Source organism: Streptomyces sp. NRRL F-5122 (assembly GCF_001507435.1).
GTDB lineage: Bacteria > Actinomycetota > Actinomycetes > Streptomycetales > Streptomycetaceae > Streptomyces > Streptomyces lannensis.
Genome location: NZ_LMWH01000081.1, coordinates 38502 through 52746, shown reverse-complemented (window position 1 = coordinate 52746; position 14245 = coordinate 38502). Strand labels below are relative to the sequence as shown.

The window sequence follows — 14245 nt, the reverse complement described above, 5'->3', positions numbered from 1 at the left end:
CGTAGGATGCGAGGGACAGGTGCGGCAAGCAGCGTGATCGGGAGCAGTAGACCATCGTGAGCAGCGAGAACTCTTCGGCGGACGACGTGCAGCAGGTGTGGGACGTCGTCGTGGTGGGCGCGGGACCGGCGGGGGCGTCGGCCGCCTACGCGGCGGCGGTCGCGGGACGCAGCGTGCTCTTGCTGGAGAAGGCCGAACTGCCGCGCTACAAGACCTGCGGCGGCGGCATCATCGGCCCCTCGCGCGACGCCCTGCCCCCCGGCTTCGAACTGCCGCTGCGCGACCGGGTGCACGCGGTCACCTTCTCGAACAACGGTCGCTTCACCCGTACCCGCCGTTCCAAGAACATGCTGTTCGGGTTGATCAACCGTCCGGAGTTCGACCAGCAGCTCGTCGAGCACGCCCAGAAGGCGGGCGCGGAACTGCGCACCGGCGTCACGGTGTCCCGGGTCGAGCAGCACGGCTCGGCGGTGCCGGACCGGCGCACGGTCGCCGTCGTCCTGCAGGGCGGAGAGACCCTGCTGGCGCGCGCCGTCGTGGGCGCCGACGGCAGCGCCAGCCGTATAGGGGCGCACGTGGGGGTCAAGCTCGACCAGGTGGACCTCGGCCTGGAGGCGGAGATCCCGGTGCCGGAGACCGTCGCCGAGGACTGGAAGGGGCGGGTGCTCATCGACTGGGGGCCGATGCCCGGAAGTTACGGCTGGGTCTTCCCCAAGGGGGACACCCTGACAGTGGGCGTGATCTCCGCGCGCGGTGAAGGCGCCGCGACCAAGCGGTACTTGGAGGACTTCATCGCCCGTCTGGGACTCGCCGGCTTCGAACCGAGCGTCTCCTCGGGGCACTTGACCCGCTGCCGTGCCGATGACTCGCCGCTGTCGCGCGGGCGGGTGCTGGTGTGCGGGGACGCCGCGGGCCTGCTGGAGCCATGGACCCGTGAGGGGATCTCGTTCGCGTTGCGGTCGGGGCGGCTCGCGGGGGAGTGGGCGGTCCGTATCGCCGAGGCGCACGACGCCGTGGACACACGCAGGCAGGCCCTGAACTACGCCTTCGCCATCAAGGCCGGGCTGGGCGTCGAGATGAGCGTCGGCAAGCGGATGCTCGCGGTGTTCGAGCGCCGCCCGGGCCTGGTCCACGCGGCGCTGACCGGCTTCCGGCCCGCCTGGAACGTGTTCAAGGACATCACCCAGGGCGCCACTTCCCTGGGCGAGCTCGTCCGCACCCGCCCGATCGCCCAGCGTGCGCTGACCGCGCTCGACCGGGGCCCCGCGGGCGACGGGGTCAGCTCCTGACCGTGATGCGGAACACCGGGTGGTCCTGGGCGGCCGCGGTGATCTCCTCGTCGCCGGACTTGGCCGTGACCCCCTGGAAGTACTGGTTGACCTCCCAGCCCCACTTCTCCAGGTAGGTACGCAGGATCGGGAGCTTCTCGTCGTCGGGCAGCTCCACCGCGGTGAACTCGCGCACCCTGCGGCCCACGCGCAGCTCCCCGCCACCGGCGGCGCGCATGTTGCGGACCCACTGGGAGTGCCCGCGGGCGGAGACGAGGTACTGGGCGCCCTTGTACACATGGGGATTGACCGGGACGCGCTGCATCCGACCGCTCTTGCGGCCGCGCACGGACATCTCCGCCGTGCCGGCGAGGCTGAACCCGTGCCGGGCCAGCCAGCCGATGACGCTGTTGAAACGCACGGTCATCGCGCTGCCCTTGCGGTAGTACGGCGCGGACGAAGACGACATGGCGACCCCCATCTGTTCGGGAGAGCAGTGCTCTCCTTCGGTTTCGAGAGCAGTGCTCTCGCTCGAGGAACAGTGTGGGAGAGATCGGCGATCCAATGCAAGAGCACCGCTCTCGTTTTTGTGCGGTGCTCTCGCTGGAGTCGCGGGCGAGTGCTGCTCCGAATGGGGCGCGCGGTTCAGAGCGCACGCCCACCCCGGGTGAGCGCCGCTCCAAAGAGTGAGCAGCGCTCTGCAATGTGTGCAGTGCTCTGCAAACGTGGCAGACTCCCCGCATGAGCACCCCACAAGGAGCCCGGGCCCGCGCCCGGATCGAGGTCACCGCCGCCATCAAGGAGGAGGCCCGCAAGCAGCTCGCCGCGGAAGGCGCCGCCCGGCTCTCGCTGCGCGCCGTGGCCCGCGAGCTCGGCATGGTCTCCTCTGCGCTCTACCGCTACTTCCCGAGCCGTGACGATCTGCTCACCGCGCTGATCATCGACGCCTACAACTCCCTCGGCGAGACTGCCGAGGCCGCGGACGCCGGGGCGGAAGACATCGGCCCCGCGCGGCGGTGGGTCGGGGTGTGCGAGGCGGTGCGCGGCTGGGCGCTCGCGCACCCGCACGAGTACGCCCTGATCTACGGCTCGCCGGTGCCCGGCTACTCCGCACCCGAGGCGACCATCCCGCCGGCCTCCCGGGTGGGGCTCCTGCTGATCGGCATCGTCCGCGACGCCTACGGGCGCCATGGTGTGGCCCGCGACCGGCTGCCCGCCGAACTGGAGCCCGAGGCCCGGCGGATGGCAGTCGACCTGGCCCCCGACCTCCCGCCGGAGGTGGTGACGGCCTTGGTGGCCGCCTGGGCGCAGCTGTACGGGCTGGTCGGGTTCGAGCTGTTCGGGCAGTTCAACAACGTGGTGGTGGAGCGCGAGGCGTTCTTCCGTCATGCCGCGGCCCGGCTCGCCCACGGTGTGGGTCTGGTCTTCCCCTAGCTAGTCCTCGGGAACCAGGACCACCTTGCCCGCGACCGTGCCCGACTCGGCCAGCCGCATGGCCTCGGCGGCGTCGGTGAGGGGCAGCCGGGCGGCGATCCGTGCGGTCACCTCGCCGCGGCGGAAGGCGCCGAACACGGAGGTGAGGTCGGAGTGCAGCCGGGCCCGGAAGCGGTCCTTGCTCAGTGCGCGGCCGGCCCAGACGTTGAAGAAGTACGCGTGGCGGCCGTTGGGCAGCGCGTTCCACCACCACACCCGGTCGAGGATCCTCAGGACGGGCCACTGCTTGGAGCCCGTGTCGTCCCTCGTCGAGGCGCTGCCGTACGAGACCAGGGTTCCGCCGGGGGCGAGCAGTCGCCAGGAGTCGAGCACACTTCGGCCCCCGAGGTGGTCGAAGAAGGCGTCCACACCGCCGGGAGCGAGTTCGCGGACCCGGGCGGGCACGTCCTGCGACCGGTAGTCGACGGGGGTGACCCCGAGTTCCCGCAATGAGTCGTGGTGGCGCACGGACGCCGTGCCGATCACCTTGAGGTCCGCCGCCCGTGCGAGCTGCACGAGGACCGTGCCGACGCCGCCGTTGGCGCCGTGCACCAGGATCGTCCCGCCCTCACGGACGCGGGCCTTGCGGTGGAGCATCTGCCATGCGGTGACGCCGTTGACCACCAGGGTCTCCGCTTCGGCCGCGCCGACGCCGGCGGGCACCGCCACCACGTCGGCCGCGTCCAGGAGGACATGGCTGGCCCAGCCCCCGACCTTGACCAGTGCCGCCACCCGCTTGCCGAGGAGTGCGGATGCGACGCCCGGGCCGGCCTCCACAACCGTGCCGACCAGGTCGTAGCCGGGCACGAACGGGAACGGCGGCTGGTCGTAGTACCGGCCGCGGCGCATCTGCTGCTCGGCGAAGGAGACCCCCGTGGCCTCCATGCGGACCACGACCTGACCCGCGCCGGCCGTGGGCACGGCGCCGCGCCGGAACTGAAAGCCCTCCGGTTCGACCTTCCCAGGAAGAACGACCTCGAGCAGTTCCTTGCCTTCCATGACGACCTCCGTCGAGCGGTTAACTTCTTGCTTGCGTTAGAAGCTATAACAAACATGACTGGCAGTCGTGTGAGTGTCAAGTCCTTGCCCGCAAGTCTGTTACGCCCTATCTCGGCGGTGATAGCTTGAAACGGACATACAGAGAGGAGCCCGGGACGATGGCGGCAGGTGCGGCAAGCCCTCGCGAGCGGTATCGCAGCCAGGTGCGCGCGGAGATCAAGGAGCGGGCCTGGCAGCAGATCGCCACGGCTGGGGCGTCGGGGCTGTCCCTGAACGCGATCGCCAAGGAACTGGGCATGAGCGGCCCGGCGCTGTACCGGTACTTCGGCGGGCGGGACGAACTGATCACCGAACTGATCCGCGACGCCTACCGCAGCCTCGCGGACACGTTCCGTGCCGCAGCCGGATCGGGCGGCGGTCTGCCGGGGCTGGCCCGGGCGCTGCGCGGCTGGGCGCTGGAGGACCGCCAGCGGTACTTCCTCGTCTACGGCACGCCCGTCCCCGGCTACCACGCGCCCGAAGACGTCACCCTCATCGCCCGGGAGATCATGTCGGCGCTGCTCGAGGTGTGCGCGGCGGCCGGCACCGGGTCCGCGGCCCCCGACAGCTTCGACGCGCATCTCGCGGACCACGGGCAGTGGGCGGGAGACCACGCGTACCCTCCCGCCGTCCTGCACAGGGCGCTGGTTTTCTGGAGCCGCCTGCACGGGGTCCTGTCGCTGGAGCTCGCCGGCCACTTCACCGGGATGGGCTTCGACCCCGATCTGTTGTTCGCCGCCGAGGTCGAGAGGCTGACGGCCGGGGACTGAGGGGCTGCCCGGGCAGCGGGTGCGGCTGCGGCGTACTTCCCCGGGAGTACGCGTGATCACCTCGCCCGGCCGACGTCGTACCCGGCCGGGGACGTCTAGCGTGAGCTTCATGCAGGAGCAGCGCGCAGACGTTCCCCGGCGGTGGCCCGTACCGCCGTGGTGGAACCACGAGTCCGAGGGGTCCCGTCTTCCCTGGCGCTCCACCGTGCTGTTGACCCTTGTCGTGCTGTTCGGCACGCACTTCGCGGCCCTGAACCAGAAGGGCGAGCGGGTCGGCCTCGGCCCCTTCGCCTATGTGCTTCTGCTGGTGGCCTGTGGAGTGCTGCTGTGGCGCAGGAGCCGTCCCGTGCCCGTGGCGTTCATGACGGCGGCCGCCGCAGTGGTCTACCTGGGCGCCGGGTATCCGTACGGTCCCGTGTTCCTCACCGTCGCCGTCGGGTGCTTCAGCGCTCTCGTCGCCGGTCGCCGCAAGGCCGCGTGGACGGCCGTCGGGGTGTTCTGGGCCGGGCACGTGCTCGTGTCGCACTGGTTGTACCGGTGGTTGCCGCCACCGGACGACTCGCCTCCTTCCTGGGGGCAGGAGTTGGTGATCGCCACCTGGGTGGTGGCGATCGTGGCCCTGGCGGAGCTCATGCGGGTCCGCCGCGAGCAATGGGCGCGCGAGCGGGCCGAACGCGCGCTGGCCGCCCGCCGGCGTGCCGACGAGGAGCGGCTGCGCATCGCCCGCGAACTCCATGACGTCCTCGCCCACAGCATTTCCGTGATCAACGTCCAGGCGGGTGTCGGTCTTGCGCTGCTCGACTCCGACCCCGAGCAGGCGCGCTCGGCGCTCACCACGATCAAGGCCGCCAGCAAGGAGGCGCTCGGGGAGGTGCGCCAGGTGCTCGACACCCTCCGCACACCCGGTGACGCGCCGCGCACGCCGGCGCCCGGCCTCGACCGGCTGCCGGAACTCGTCGAACAGGCCGCGCACGCCGGTCTGGCGGTCACGGTCGAGGGCGCGGTGCCGCGACTGGCTCCGGGTACCGATCTCGCCGCGTTCCGTATCGTCCAGGAGGCCCTGACCAACGTCGTACGGCACTCGGGTTCCCGGCATGCGCGCGTGCACGTGGAGGGGTTGGCGGGCGTACTGCGCCTCCGTGTCGACGACGACGGTCCGCCGAGCGGTACCGACGAGGGCGGCAGTGGCAACGGCCTCGCCGGGATGAGGGAGCGGGCCACCGCCCTCGGCGGCACGATCGAGGCGGGTCCGCGTGACGACGGCGGCTTCCGGGTCCTCGCCCGGCTGCCGCTGGAGGCGGTGGCCCAGAAGTCCGTCGAGCACAAGGAGGACGTGTGATCCGGGTACTGCTCGCCGACGACCAGTCGCTCGTCAGGGCCGGTTTCAAGGCGCTGCTCGACGCGCAGCCGGACATCGAGGTGACCGGGGAGGCCGCCGACGGCGAGGAGGCGCTGCGCGGGGTGCGGGAGACGCGGCCGGACGTGGTGCTGATGGACATCCGCATGCCCGTGCTCGACGGGCTCGCGGCGGCCCGCCGCATCACCGGGGATCCGGACCTGGAAGGGGTGAAGGTGGTCATGCTCACCACCTTCGAACTCGACGAGTACGTCTTCGAGGCGATCCGCTCCGGTGCTTCCGGCTTCCTCGTCAAGGACACCGAGCCGGACGAACTGCTGCGTGCGGTACGGGCGGTGGTCGAGGGTGACGCCCTGCTCTCCCCGGGTGTGACCCGGCGGCTCATCGCCGAGTTCGCGGCCCGCTCCAAGGAGCCGGCCGCCGCCGCTTCGCTCGCGCCGCTCACCGAGCGGGAGCGTGAGGTCATGGCGCTGGTGGGCATCGGCCTGTCCAACGAGGAGATCGCCCGCCGCCTGGTCGTCAGCCCGCTCACGGCGAAGACGCACGTCAGCCGGACCATGGTCAAGCTGGGGGCCCGCGACCGGGCCCAACTGGTGGTCCTCGCCTATGAGTCGGGGCTGGTGCGGCCGGGCTGGCTCGGCTGAGTCGTAGCGCCGGGGCGGAATCGGATCAGCACGGCCACCACGCGCGCCGCGAAGACCAGGCAGGCCAGAATCGTGCCGGCGAGGATGAGCGCACGTCGCGGACCGCCCGACAGACCGAAGGCGAAAACCGGTCCCACCACGGCCGCGCACACCAGCGCCGCCGCGAACGCAGCGCTGCACAGGGCGTACCCGATCTCGACGGTGATCGCGTCCCGATCGGCCTGAGTACGCCGTGTCCGGCCTGTGAACGAACCGCCCCCGTGGTTCTCCATGGACCGATTCAAACAGCCGTGCGCCCGGCGGGGGAAGACCCCGGCCGGGCGCACACCGGGAGGCGTCCCCCTAGTCGCGGACCGCGACGGTCTCCGCGTCCGCCTCCACCGGAAGGGACCTGGCGACCACGACGGACCGTCCGGTCCGGCGTGTGCGCAGTCCCGGGAGGGTGATCAGCAGCCCTGCCAGGGCGATGCCGGTGACGACGATCAGACCGGGCCGGTAACTGTCGAGGACGGCCTGGGGAGAGGCGTGCTCCGGGGTGTGGGCGGTCACCACCGCCGTCACCACGGCGAGGAAGAGCGCGCCGCCCACCTGGACGGAGGTGTTGAGCAGGCCGGAGACCATGCCCTGTTCGTGGTCGTCGACCCCGTTCGTTGCCTGGATGTTGAGCGAAGGGAAGACGAGTGCGCAGGCCGCGCCGATCAGCAGCATGCTCGGCAGGATGGCCGCCGCGTATCCGGGATGAAGGCTGACGCGCAGGAACAGTGCGTAGCCGATGACCATGAGGGCGAAGCCCGTCGCGATGAGCCGCGGGGTGCCGAGGCGGTCCACGATCGCACCCACCTTGGTGGAGGAGACGGCGACCAGTGCGCCCGCGGGCAGGAAGGCGAGCGCCGTGTGCAGCGCGGACCAGCCGAGCAGCGACTGCATGTAGATCGTGACCAGGAACTGGAAGCCGACATAGGACCCGAAGAACGCCATGGCCCCGAGCTGGGCGCGGATCTGGTTGCCGGAGCGGAGCACGCCGAGCCGGATCAGCGGGCCGGCCGAACGCCGCTCGACGAGGACGAAGACGGTGAGCAGCACGGCGACGGCGAGGAAGGACGTCAGCGTGCGGGCCGACGCCCAGCCGGCCTGTGGCGCCTCCACCACGGTGAACACGAGCAGCAGCATCGACGCGGTGCCGACGACGGCGCCGGGGATGTCGTATCCGTTGTGGTCCTTCTCGCGCTCGCTGCGCGGCAGCAGCTTCAGACCGGCGACCAGCGCGATCAGTGCGATCGGCGCGGGCAGCAGCATGGTCAGCCGCCAACTGGCCTCGGTGAGCAGCCCGGACAGCACGAGCCCCATCGAGAAGCCGGTGGCCGCGCAGGTGGTGTAGATCGACAGTGCGCGGTTGCGCAGCGGGCCCTCGGGGAACGTGGTGGTGATGATGGAGAGGCCGGCGGGCGCGGTGAAGGCGGCGCTGAGGCCCTTGACGAAGCGGCTGGCGATCAGCAGCGGACCGGAGTCCACAAGCCCGCCGAGCAGCGAGGCGACCGCGAAGACGCCGAGCGCGATCAGGAAGACCTGACGCCGGCCGAGCAGGTCCGCGGTCCGTCCGCCGAGCAGGAGGAGACCGCCGTATCCCAGGATGTAGCCGCTGACGACCCATTGCAGCGTCGATGTCGTCAGATGGAGATCGGAACCGATGGACGGCAGGGCGACGCCGACCATGGACACGTCCAGTGCGTCCAGGAACATCGCTGCGCAGAGCACCAGCAGGGTGCCCCACAACCGGGGAGTCCAGCGTCCCTCGGACGAAGAGGTGGTGAGCGGAGAGGTCATGGACCAGAGGCTACATGCACATGCATGCAATGCAAGCGCATTTAATTCGGATGCAACAATCTTGGATCCTTGCTAGCGTGCGGGCATGGCGGCCGTGGACAAGACCGAGCAGACGCTCGTGGATCGGTGGCGCGACATCCTGACCCTGCATGCGCGCACCCAGTGCGAACTTGATCGCACCCTGCACGCGCACGGTCTGTGTGCCAGTGACTTCGAAGTCCTCGACGTCCTGTCCGAGGCGGCGGGAGACGGCTCCTGCTCCTACCGCGTCCAGGAGATCTCCGAGCGGGTCCATCTGAGCCAGAGCGCGCTGTCGCGGCTGATCGCGCGTTTGGAGAAGGACGGTCTGCTCGAGCGGGCCCTGTGCCCCGAGGACCGGCGGGGCGTGCGCGTGGCGCTCACCGCGAAGGGGCGCACGCTGCATGGCGAGGTGCTTCCGGTGCAGCGTGCGGTGCTGGCGAGGATGCTCACGGACTGAGGGCCTGGCAGCGCCGGGCGGGACGCCTCCGGCGGGTGTGCCGGCTCAACTCCAGGTGACGGCGGACTTCTCGCGCCACAGCGCAGCGATCGAGGCGTCGCCGGTCACGGCCGGAAACGGCAGCCGGTTCCAGAGCGACAGGTACAACGCCTCGGCCGGCCCGGTCACTTCGCAGTCCGCCCGGCCGGCGTCGGCCCGCACGGTCACGGGCGGCTCGGTCGACAACCGCACGGTCCACACGGTGTCGTCGGCATCCGTGGCCCGCACGCGCAGGACACGCGGCTCCTCGCTGCGGACCCTGCTGCGACGACGGGCGTGGAAGCCGCGCAGCAGCTCGTCGATGCCGTCGATGGCGAGAGCGGGGGTGACGGCTGTGGGCGTGCCGCCGCGTGCCGCCTCCGCGTCGATCCGGTGCACCGTCGTCTCGTGGGCCTGCCGCCGTGCCCAGAACGCGAGTGGCGAGGGCGCCGGCAGGAAGTGCCAGCACCGCACATCGGGCGCGGCGAAGGAGAGGGTGTCCACGAGCCGGCGGTGGCCGTCCCGGAACCAGGCCGCCAGTGCGGAACCGTCGAGATCGGGCAGGCCGCCGTCCGGGTGGGGTGAGGTGTGCCCCTCGGTGACGAAGGACGCGGCCCAGCGGTGCACCATGCCCGTGTGCTGCAGCAGATCCCGCACCTGCCAGCCCGGACAGGTCGGCACCTCGGCGTCGACGCCGGCCCGCTCCGCCGCCGCGGCCAGCAACCCGCCCTCACGGTCCAGGATCTGTACGAACTCGGCAGTCTCCATGGGGTGAGTGTGCCGGACGCGGTGCGCCGAGGGGAGAGCGGCACCGGTGGGCCCGTGTCACGCGTCCGGCGACTGCCCGGGAGCGTCGGCGCACAACCGGACGGGAAGACGCAGCAGATGGAAGCCGTCACCCGGCCAGTGCCCGAACTCGATCTCCCCGCGGTCCACCGCGAGGGCGGTCTCCGGCCGCCGGACGAGCCCCCGGTCGAGGACGACGGAGGTGACGAGACGCCCGAGGGCCGCGCCCAGGCAGTAGTGGGGGCCGTGACCGAACGCCAGATGGCCGTCGCCCCGGCCGAACTCCCGTGCGATGTCGAGACGTTCCGGTCCTTCGCCGTACTCCCGTGGATCGTGGTCGGCGGCGAGCAGGGCGACGGTCACCGTCTCGCCCTTCTTCAGCGGGGTTCCGGCGAACTCGAAGTCCTCGGTGGCGTACATGGACGCGCCGATGCGTACGAGGCTGACGTGGCGCAGGAGTTCGGGGCACCGCGCGGTCCAGCAGGCCTGGCTCACGGCGGAGCCGGGCCAGTTGGTCCGGGCGGTCGAAGAGGGCGAGGACCGCATGGGCCAGGAAGAGGGCGGGGGGTGTGATGCCGGTGCTGATGAGCAGGAAGACCACCGAGATCAGTTCGTCCTCGGTGAGCGGCTCACCGCCGTTGCGGCCCTGCTCGATCAGTGCGGAGATCAGGTCGTCGGTGGGCTCGGCCCGGCGCCGGGCGATCAGTTCCCTGACGTAGTCGACGATGCCGACCAGCCCGTCCACCGTCCGGCTGCCGTCGCCGTACGCGAAGTCGTGGATCCAGGCGCACACGCGGTCCCGGTCGGTGGCGTCGATGCCGACGAGCTCGCAGATGACGACGGTGGTCAGGGGGTAGGCGAACTCGCCCAGCAGGTCCGCCTCGTCCTTGCGCGCGAGGGCGGACAGCAGGTCCTCGGCCACCCGTTCCACGAACGGGCGCAGCGCCGCGATCCGGCGGGCGGTGAACGCCCGGGTGAGCGGGACGCGCAGTCGGGCGTGCTCTTCGCCGTCGAACAGGGCCAGATGCCCGGAGACGTACTTGGCGTAATCGGCGGGGAAGCCGGCGAAGGCCGCCTCCAGCAGTTCCGCCTGCGGGTCGGCGCCGCCGGCCCCGCCGGGGACCTTGGAGCGGTCCCGGATCAGCCGGGGCTCGGTCAGTGCGGCCTTGACGTCGGTATGGCGCGTGACGAGCCGGACCGGGGTCTGCAGACCCGGGAGCACCACCTGAGGGAGCCGCTCCTGGGCGCGGAACTCCGCGTAGGCGCCCACGGGGTCCTCGACGAGTTCGGGAGTCAGGTGGACCGGGCAGGTTCCGGTGGCCGGGGCGGGGGCGTGGTGTGAAGTCATGCCGCACAGCGTGCCGTTGGCCGCCTTCAGCCCGGTTTCACCACGGTTTCACGGACGGCGGTCGCGTGGCGCGTCACATATCCGATCGTGGAGGCGACGGCGGCCAGCACGGCGACACTGGTGAGCGCTGCGGACAGGGAGTACCAGTCGGCCATGAACCCGATCGCGGGCGGGCCGAGGAGCATGCCCCCGTAGCCGAGCGTCGAGGCCACCGCGACCCCCGTCGGGCCGGCGAGGCTGCCGGCGCGCTCGACGGCGACGGGGAAGAGGTTGGCGAGGCCCAGTCCCGTCACCGCGAAACCGAGGAGCGTCGCCCAAACGGACGGGGCGAGTGAGCCGAGCAGCATGCCCGCGGCGGCCGTGGCGCCGCCCGCGACCACGGTGCGGACCGGGCCGAGCCGTTCCAGCAGCGATGTGCCGCCGAGACGGCCGACGGTCATGGCGAGGGCGAAGGACGAATAGCCGGCCGCGGCCACACCCGGGTGCGCATGGAGGTCCTGCTCCAGGTGCAAGGCGCCCCAGTCCGCGAGTGCGCCCTCGCCGTACGCGGTGCACAGGGCGATCAGGCCGAAGACCGTCACCAGGCCGCGGGTCCTGGTGTCGAGACGGCGCGCGGGGTGTTCCGCGCTCCGCACGCGGTCCGGCGGCACCAAGGGCTCGTGGCGCAGGAGTGTGGGCCCGGCGGCCGCCGTCACGAGCAGGCCGATCACGGTGAGCCCCAGGAGGTGCCGGGTGGGGGACAGGGATCCCGCGACCAGTCCGCCGAGACCGGCGCCCACCATGCCGCCCAGACTGAAGGCCGCGTGGAAGCTCGGCATGACCGGCCGCCGGAGCGCGGCGACCAGGTCGACGGCGGCGCTGTTGAACGCGACGTTGATCGCCCCGTACGCCGCCCCGAAGACCAGCAGTACCAGCCCCAGGGCGAGCGCCGAGTGCGTGAGCGGGGGCAGGGCCACGCTCAGCGACAGCAGGACCGCGCAGACCACGGTCACCGGGTGGCTGCCGTAGCGCCGGCAGAGCCGCCCGATGAGCGTCATCGTCACGACCGCGCCGGCGGAGACCCCGAGCAGGGCGAGACCGAGTGTGCCTGCCGAGGCACCCGTCTGCTGCTTGATGGCGGGGATGCGGACCACCCAGCCGGCGAAGATGAAGCCGTCCAGCGCGAAGAAGACGGTGACGGCGATCCGGAGCCGGGTCAGGTCGTTGCCCGGCACGACGCTGTGCGAGCGGGTTTTGTTTATTAGCGGCACAAAATCAGCCTAGAGGGCTCCACCGGGCCGGGGCAAGGGAGCCGCCGGTGGCGCACGGCCGGTCAGCCGAGCGCCCGGTCCAGGTTGAACGCCGCGCTGATCAGCGCGAAGTGGGTGAACGCCTGCGGGAAGTTGCCCTCCTGCTCACCGGTGTGACTGATCTCCTCGGCGTACAGCCCGAGGTGGTTCGCGTAGGTGAGCATCTTCTCGAAGGCGAGCCGCGCCTCGTCCAGGCGGCCGGCCCGGACCAGGGCCTCCACGTACCAGAACGAGCAGATGGAGAATGTTCCCTCGTCGCCCCGCAGACCGTCCGGGCTCGCCTGCGGGTCGTAGCGGTAGACCAGGGAGTCGGACACCAGGTCCTGGGTGAGCGCGTCGAGGGTGGACAGCCACTTGGGGTCGGTGGGCGCGATGAACTTGGCCAGCGGCATCATCAGCACGGCGGCGTCGAGCACGTCGCCGTCCTCGTGCTGGACGAAGGCCTGCCGCGTCTCGGACCAGCCCCGTTGCATGATCCGCCGGTAGATCGTGTCCCGGCACTGACGCCAGCGGGGCAGATCGGCGGGCAGCCCCCGGCGGTTGGCGAGCCGGATGGCACGTTCGATGGCCACCCAGCACATCAGCCGGGAGTAGAGGAAGTTCTTGCGGCCGCCCCTTGTCTCCCAGACACCCTCGTCGGGCTGGTCCCAGTGCTTGCAGACCCAGTCCACCAGGTCGCAGACGTCGTCCCACTGGTCGCTGGAGATGGGCTGCGCCCACTTGTCGTAGAGATAGATGGAGTCGATGAGGGCGCCGTAGATGTCGAGCTGGAGCTGGTCGGCGGCGGCGTTTCCGATTCGCACCGGCGCGGAGCCCTGGTGGCCCTCCAGACGGTCGAGTTCGTACTCGGGCAGGTCGGTGCGCCCGTCGATGCCGTACATGATCTGCAGGGGGCCCGACGGCCCGCCGTCGCCCGGGATGATGTGCCGGGTCACGAACCGCATGAACGCCTCGGCCTCGCCCGTGAAACCCAGGCGCAGCAGGGCGTACACGCAGAAGGCCGCATCGCGCACCCAGACGTACCGGTAGTCCCAGTTGCGCTCGCCGCCGAGCTGCTCGGGCAGGCTCGTCGTGGGCGCGGCCACGATCGCGCCGGTCGGGGCGTAGGTGAGCAGCTTCAGCGTGAGGGCGGAGCGGTGCACCATCTCCCGCCACCGGCCGCGGTAGCGCGACGCGGCCAACCAGTGCCGCCAGTACGCCACCGTGGTGGCGAACTGCCTCTCCGCCTCCGCGCGTGCGCACATGCGCGGCGGGAGGGAATCGCCGACCTGGTCCAGCGAGAAGACCGCCGACTCGCCCTCGCTGAGTTTGAAGTCGGCCCAGACATCGGAGTCGTCGCCTTCGAGCGGCATGGTGGCGGTCAGGGCCAGGGACAGGTCGGCGGATTCGAAGACGGCCACGTCACCGAGGAGGCGGAGGGTGTGCGGCTGGGCGCCGTAGCCGAACCGCGGGGCGATCCGCGCCCGGAACGGGAGGGAGCCGCGCACGCACAGCACCCGCCGGATCAGCCGGTGCCGGTCGGCCTCGACGCACCCCGTGCCGACGGGCATGAAGTCCTGCACCTCGCCGACGCCGTCCTCGGTGAAGAACCTGGTGATGAGGACGTTGGTGTCGGGGAAGTAGAACTGCTTGGTCCGGGCCGGCACGGTGGCCGTCAGCTCGAAGGAGCCGCCCCGCTCCGCGTCCAGGATCGACGCGAAGACGCTCGGGCGGTCGAAGGCCGGGCAGCAGTACCAGTCGATGGTGCCGTTGGTCCCCACCAGGGCGACCGTGCGCAGATCGCCGATGAGGCCGTGGTCGGCGATCGGCAAATACCGCGCCTCTCCGGGTGCGAACCGGTCGCACGGTGTCTCGGCCATCGAAGCCTCCCTGAGCACCAGGTACCGCCCCACCGCAGGTAACAGCTTAGGCGCCCTGGTCAGCGGGGGCACGGGGAGCGGAAGCGCGGAGCC

At 71.2% G+C, this 14245-nt stretch carries 15 protein-coding genes; 7 read left to right on the top strand and 8 right to left on the bottom strand.

Going from position 1 to position 14245, the window contains the following annotated elements; translation table 11 throughout:
• The first annotated feature begins 56 nt into the window (after window positions 1-56).
• Complete coding sequence (locus ADL25_RS10960) at window positions 57-1289, top strand: geranylgeranyl reductase family protein (protein WP_059127481.1); 1233 nt, start codon at window positions 57-59, stop codon at window positions 1287-1289.
• Here ADL25_RS10960 and ADL25_RS10955 read toward each other — a convergent pair.
• Complete coding sequence (locus ADL25_RS10955; RefSeq protein WP_234380872.1) at window positions 1279-1737, bottom strand: nitroreductase family deazaflavin-dependent oxidoreductase; 459 nt, start codon at window positions 1735-1737, stop codon at window positions 1279-1281. The genes ADL25_RS10960 and ADL25_RS10955 overlap by 11 nt on opposite strands.
• A 272-nt stretch (window positions 1738-2009) precedes the next feature.
• Between ADL25_RS10955 and ADL25_RS10950 the strand changes: the two genes are divergently transcribed.
• The gene (locus ADL25_RS10950) at window positions 2010-2702 is read left to right on the top strand and encodes a TetR/AcrR family transcriptional regulator (protein WP_059127479.1); all 693 of its coding nucleotides are present in this window, start codon (window positions 2010-2012) and stop codon (window positions 2700-2702) included.
• Here the strand turns inward: ADL25_RS10950 and ADL25_RS10945 are convergent, their stop codons facing one another.
• A complete protein-coding gene (locus ADL25_RS10945) occupies window positions 2703-3740 on the bottom strand; it encodes a medium chain dehydrogenase/reductase family protein (protein ID WP_059127478.1) in 1038 nt (345 codons plus the stop codon).
• 158 nt (window positions 3741-3898) lie between these two features.
• Between ADL25_RS10945 and ADL25_RS10940 the strand changes: the two genes are divergently transcribed.
• The 3 genes from ADL25_RS10940 to ADL25_RS10930 all read left to right on the top strand — a co-directional run bounded on the left by ADL25_RS10940 (window position 3899) and on the right by ADL25_RS10930 (window position 6550).
• Window positions 3899-4549 carry a TetR/AcrR family transcriptional regulator gene (locus ADL25_RS10940; RefSeq protein WP_059127477.1) on the top strand — a complete coding sequence of 217 codons (651 nt, stop codon included), beginning with the start codon at window positions 3899-3901 and terminating at the stop codon, window positions 4547-4549.
• 109 nt (window positions 4550-4658) lie between these two features.
• A complete protein-coding gene (locus tag ADL25_RS10935; RefSeq protein WP_059127597.1) occupies window positions 4659-5888 on the top strand; it encodes a sensor histidine kinase in 1230 nt (409 codons plus the stop codon).
• Window positions 5885-6550: a response regulator transcription factor gene (locus ADL25_RS10930; RefSeq protein ID WP_059127476.1), complete on the top strand. Its 666-nt coding sequence runs from the start codon at window positions 5885-5887 to the stop codon at window positions 6548-6550. The genes ADL25_RS10935 and ADL25_RS10930 overlap by 4 nt, the downstream gene beginning before the upstream one ends.
• Here ADL25_RS10930 and ADL25_RS10925 read toward each other — a convergent pair.
• Complete coding sequence (locus ADL25_RS10925; protein ID WP_059127475.1) at window positions 6511-6822, bottom strand: DUF6332 family protein; 312 nt, start codon at window positions 6820-6822, stop codon at window positions 6511-6513. The two genes, ADL25_RS10930 and ADL25_RS10925, sit on opposite strands and share 40 nt — an antisense overlap.
• Window positions 6823-6892: 70 nt before the next feature.
• Window positions 6893-8374, bottom strand: a complete 1482-nt coding sequence (locus tag ADL25_RS10920) for an MFS transporter (RefSeq protein WP_059127474.1) — start codon at window positions 8372-8374, stop codon at window positions 6893-6895.
• An 85-nt stretch (window positions 8375-8459) separates the two neighbouring features.
• On the opposite strand from ADL25_RS10920, the gene ADL25_RS10915 reads away from it, so the two are divergent.
• The gene (locus ADL25_RS10915; protein WP_059127473.1) at window positions 8460-8852 is read left to right on the top strand and encodes a MarR family winged helix-turn-helix transcriptional regulator; all 393 of its coding nucleotides are present in this window, start codon (window positions 8460-8462) and stop codon (window positions 8850-8852) included.
• Between the two features lie 45 nt (window positions 8853-8897).
• Here ADL25_RS10915 and ADL25_RS10910 read toward each other — a convergent pair whose 3' ends face one another.
• Together ADL25_RS10910 and ADL25_RS50405 are read right to left on the bottom strand one after the other, a co-directional pair.
• Window positions 8898-9638 (bottom strand): maleylpyruvate isomerase family mycothiol-dependent enzyme, encoded by a 741-nt coding sequence (locus tag ADL25_RS10910; RefSeq protein WP_059127472.1) that lies wholly within the window; start codon window positions 9636-9638, stop codon window positions 8898-8900.
• A 57-nt stretch (window positions 9639-9695) separates the two neighbouring features.
• On the bottom strand, window positions 9696-10076 hold the full coding sequence (locus ADL25_RS50405) for a cytochrome P450 (protein ID WP_234380871.1): 381 nt from the start codon (window positions 10074-10076) through the stop codon (window positions 9696-9698).
• A 10-nt stretch (window positions 10077-10086) separates the two neighbouring features.
• Between ADL25_RS50405 and ADL25_RS50400 the strand changes: the two genes are divergently transcribed.
• Window positions 10087-10998: a hypothetical protein gene (locus tag ADL25_RS50400; RefSeq protein ID WP_234380870.1), complete on the top strand. Its 912-nt coding sequence runs from the start codon at window positions 10087-10089 to the stop codon at window positions 10996-10998.
• Window positions 10999-11030: 32 nt separating this feature from the next.
• Here ADL25_RS50400 and ADL25_RS10900 read toward each other — a convergent pair whose 3' ends face one another.
• Complete coding sequence (locus ADL25_RS10900; protein ID WP_059127471.1) at window positions 11031-12218, bottom strand: MFS transporter; 1188 nt, start codon at window positions 12216-12218, stop codon at window positions 11031-11033.
• A gap of 98 nt (window positions 12219-12316) precedes the next feature.
• Window positions 12317-14152 carry a glycoside hydrolase family 15 protein gene (locus tag ADL25_RS10895; protein ID WP_059127470.1) on the bottom strand — a complete coding sequence of 612 codons (1836 nt, stop codon included), beginning with the start codon at window positions 14150-14152 and terminating at the stop codon, window positions 12317-12319.
• Window positions 14153-14245 lie beyond the last annotated feature (93 nt).